2 protein-coding genes and 1 pseudogene are annotated in these 3594 nt (G+C 38.8%); 2 read left to right on the top strand and 1 reads right to left on the bottom strand.

What is annotated here, in order from left to right; genetic code table 11:
* Positions 1–271: pseudogene (locus tag ACIQ2S_RS12155) on the top strand (M1 family peptidase); the annotation flags it as partial.
* Here the strand turns inward: ACIQ2S_RS12155 and ACIQ2S_RS12150 are convergent.
* Positions 268–792: a hypothetical protein gene (locus ACIQ2S_RS12150; protein ID WP_396176365.1), complete on the bottom strand. Its 525-nt coding sequence runs from the start codon at positions 790–792 to the stop codon at positions 268–270. The pseudogene ACIQ2S_RS12155 and the gene ACIQ2S_RS12150 sit on opposite strands and share 4 nt — an antisense overlap.
* 265 nt (positions 793–1057) lie before the next feature.
* Here ACIQ2S_RS12150 and ACIQ2S_RS12145 point away from each other — a divergent pair, with 265 nt between their 5' ends.
* Positions 1058–3382, top strand: coding sequence for an ATP-dependent helicase (locus tag ACIQ2S_RS12145; protein ID WP_396176363.1), 2325 nt, complete (start codon positions 1058–1060; stop codon positions 3380–3382).
* Positions 3383–3594 lie beyond the last annotated feature (212 nt).

The raw sequence follows: 3594 nt of genomic DNA, 5'->3' as shown, positions 1-3594 counted from the left end.
TGAATTACTGAATTACAGTTCGCCAAATTTTGAAAGTTCTATTCGTCAGAATGCGTTAACCAATCTGTTGTTTCTGAATCCGAATGATCAAAATATCTTGCGGAATTTAGTCAACGCAACCACGCACCACAAATGGCAGTTCACTCTTTTTGCCCGCAATCAAATACGTGAATTAGTCAAAACCGACCGACACAAAAAGTATTTTGAAGAAATGCTTCCGAGTTTACATGCGGCAGAACAAAGTCAGTTAAAAAGGTTGTTGCAAAACTAACCCATCATTTGAATCACTTCCGTTTTTAAATAACTAATTGCCATATAACTGGGCGATTGTTTGTCCAATAAATCACTTAGAATTACCTCACGTAGTTTGTGCGATGATTCTACTTTTTCACTCATATTTGCTTTGCGAATATTTTGAATAATGGTGTTTTTAGCTGTTGTGATAACCGTCCAACAATCTTCAGTCAAATAAATTTGCTGGGTTAAATTGTGTTCAAATTCTTGTTCAATTTGCTGAATCAAAAAAGTTTCATAGGCATTTTTATCATCCGAAAAGGGAGCTACACGAATCAATAATTTCGCCGGATTGATGCGTTCCAAATACAAAACCATGCGTTCATATGCTTGTAAACGTAACGGTAAAGCATCTTTTTGTAATTCTTTTTGCAGCAAATAATTGCGGCGTTCCTGCTCACTTTTGTTGTGTAAATTGAAAAAGGAGTAAGCCACAATTCCCGTGATAATAGCCGGTAATGTAAAGGATATCAGTTCAATTAGTTTAATGGATTCCATAGTTCTTTTTAGTTTATTTTGGAGCTATTTCCCGCTATCCGTTCCAAAATTTTCTTGTAAAATCTTTTTTTCTACTGTCAAAAAAAGAGCTCCCTCTCGTCGCTTTTTTTTACCAAGAAAAAATAGCTTTTACAAAAAAATGTTTTCCACTGCTATCGGGGCTAAAACGTCTCCTGCAAAAATAGAATTTTAGTTGATAAATCGTAACAATTTTAATTGTAATAAATCATTAGTAAGCTTATTTTTGAACTTTGCTAAAAATACTATGATAAACGAATACATCAATCAACTCAATGAAGCCCAACGTGCACCAGTACTCCAAAAAGACGGTCCCATGATTGTCATCGCCGGTGCAGGTTCCGGAAAAACCCGAGTTTTAACAATGCGAATTGCTTACTTAATGAGTTTGGGAGTGGATGCCTTCAATATTTTGTCGCTGACGTTTACCAACAAAGCTGCTCGCGAAATGAAGAAACGTATTTCGGATATCGTAGGTAGCAACGAAGCGAAAAATCTATGGATGGGAACATTTCACTCGGTATTTGCTAAAATCCTTCGCATCGAAGCAGAGAAATTAGGCTATCCAAGCAACTTTACTATTTACGATGCTCAAGATAGTGTCCGCCTAATCGGGGCAATCATCAAAGAAATGCAACTCGACAAAGATATTTACAAACCCAAACAGGTTTTTAGTCGCATTTCTTCCTATAAAAACTCGTTGATTACAGTTAAAGCGTATTTCAATAATCCCGAATTGCAAGAAGCAGACGCCATGAGCAAAAAGCCTCGAATGGGTGAAATTTATAATAATTACGTCGAGCGTTGCTTCAAATCGGGAGCGATGGATTTTGATGATTTGTTGTTAAAAACCAACGAATTATTGAATCGTTTTCCGGATGTTTTGGCCAAATACCAAGACCGTTTTCGATATATTTTGGTGGATGAGTACCAAGATACCAACCATTCGCAGTATTTGATTGTTCGTGCTTTGTCCGATCGTTTTCAGAATATCTGTGTGGTAGGGGATGATGCTCAAAGTATTTATGCATTTCGTGGAGCAAACATCAACAACATTTTAAATTTTCAAAAAGATTATGTCGATGTGCAAACTTTTCGCCTGGAACAAAATTACCGTTCCACGAAAAATATTGTACAAGCGGCCAATTCCATTATTGATAAAAACAAAACCAAGTTAGAAAAAGTCGTTTGGACGCATAATCAGGACGGACCCAAAATAAAGGTCAACCGCAGCATTACCGACGGTGAAGAAGGTCGTTTTGTAGCTTCTACGATCTTTGAAGAAAAGATGCGAAACCAAATGAAAAATGGGGAATTTGCTATTTTATATCGCACCAATGCTCAGTCTCGTGCCATGGAAGATGCGTTGCGAAAACGCGACATTCCGTACAGAATATATGGTGGATTATCGTTCTACCAACGCAAGGAGATCAAAGATGTATTGTGCTATTTACGTTTGGTCATCAACCCGAAGGATGAAGAAGCTTTGGTTCGTGTCATCAATTATCCCGCTCGAGGAATTGGAGACAGTACAGTGGAGAAATTAACCGTTGCCGCCAATCATTACAAGCGTTCCATTTTTGAAGTCATGGAAAATATTGATAAAATTGACCTCAAACTCAACTCGGGAACCAAACAAAAGTTGGAAGATTTTGTCATGATGATTAAAAGTTTTCAAGTCATCAACGAAAATCAGGATGCGTTTTATTTGGCCGAACATGTCACTAAAAAAACAGGATTAGTTCAAGAATTAAAAAAAGACGGCACACCGGAAGGAATAGCCCGAATTGAAAACATCGAAGAATTACTAAACGGTATCAAAGACTTCACCGAAGGTCAAAAAGAAATTGACGGTGCTCGAGGAGCGTTGTCAGAATTCCTGGAAGATGTGGCTTTGGCAACTGATTTAGATAAAGACACGGGTGACGACGACCGTGTGGCGTTAATGACCATTCACTTGGCAAAAGGCCTTGAATTCCCAACCGTTTTTGTAGTTGGAATGGAGGAGGATTTGTTTCCGAGTGCCATGAGTTTAAACACTCGAAGTGAGTTGGAAGAAGAACGCCGTTTATTCTACGTCGCCTTAACAAGAGCCGAACACCAAGCGTATTTGACTTATGCTCAATCGCGTTACCGTTGGGGAAAATTAATGGACAGCGAGCCTTCTCGTTTTATAGAAGAAATTGACGACCAATATTTGGAATACATCAGTCACACCGAAACGGGATATCGCTACAAACCGATGATGGACATGGATATTTTTGGCGATGTAGACAAATCGAAATTGCGATTAGCTAAACCAACTAATGGAACGCCTCCCAAACGGTATGGCGGAGAACCGTCTTCCACCATTCGTAAGCTAAAACCCGTGACAGGAAATGCTCCGGCAAGTACTAATTTATTTGATTCCAAACTCGTTCCAGGAAATATAGTCATGCACGAACGTTTCGGAAAAGGTGAGGTTTTAAACCTAGAAGGCGTCGGAGCCGACAAGAAAGCGGAGATTAAATTTGATGTGGGTGGGATAAAGAAGTTGCTGTTGCGGTTTGCGAAACTGGATGTGATTGGGTAGAAGTTGCGAGTTACGGGTTGCGGGTTTCGGGTTTTGCGAACCTTAGTACTCAACTAGTAACTCACATCCTGACGAAATCTTAACAAGACCTGAATTGAAAAAATTAAAATTAAATAGTATTAAAAACCTCAGTGCCTTAGCACCTTAGTACCTCAGTACCTTTAAAAATGAAATACACCCGACTAACCAAAGAACAATTCGAAGCCCTCCAC

Source organism: Flavobacterium sp., assembly GCF_044371705.1.
Lineage (GTDB): Bacteria > Bacteroidota > Bacteroidia > Flavobacteriales > Flavobacteriaceae > Flavobacterium.
Note: the sequence above shows the minus strand (reverse complement) of the source record. Positions and strands in the feature narration are given on the sequence as shown.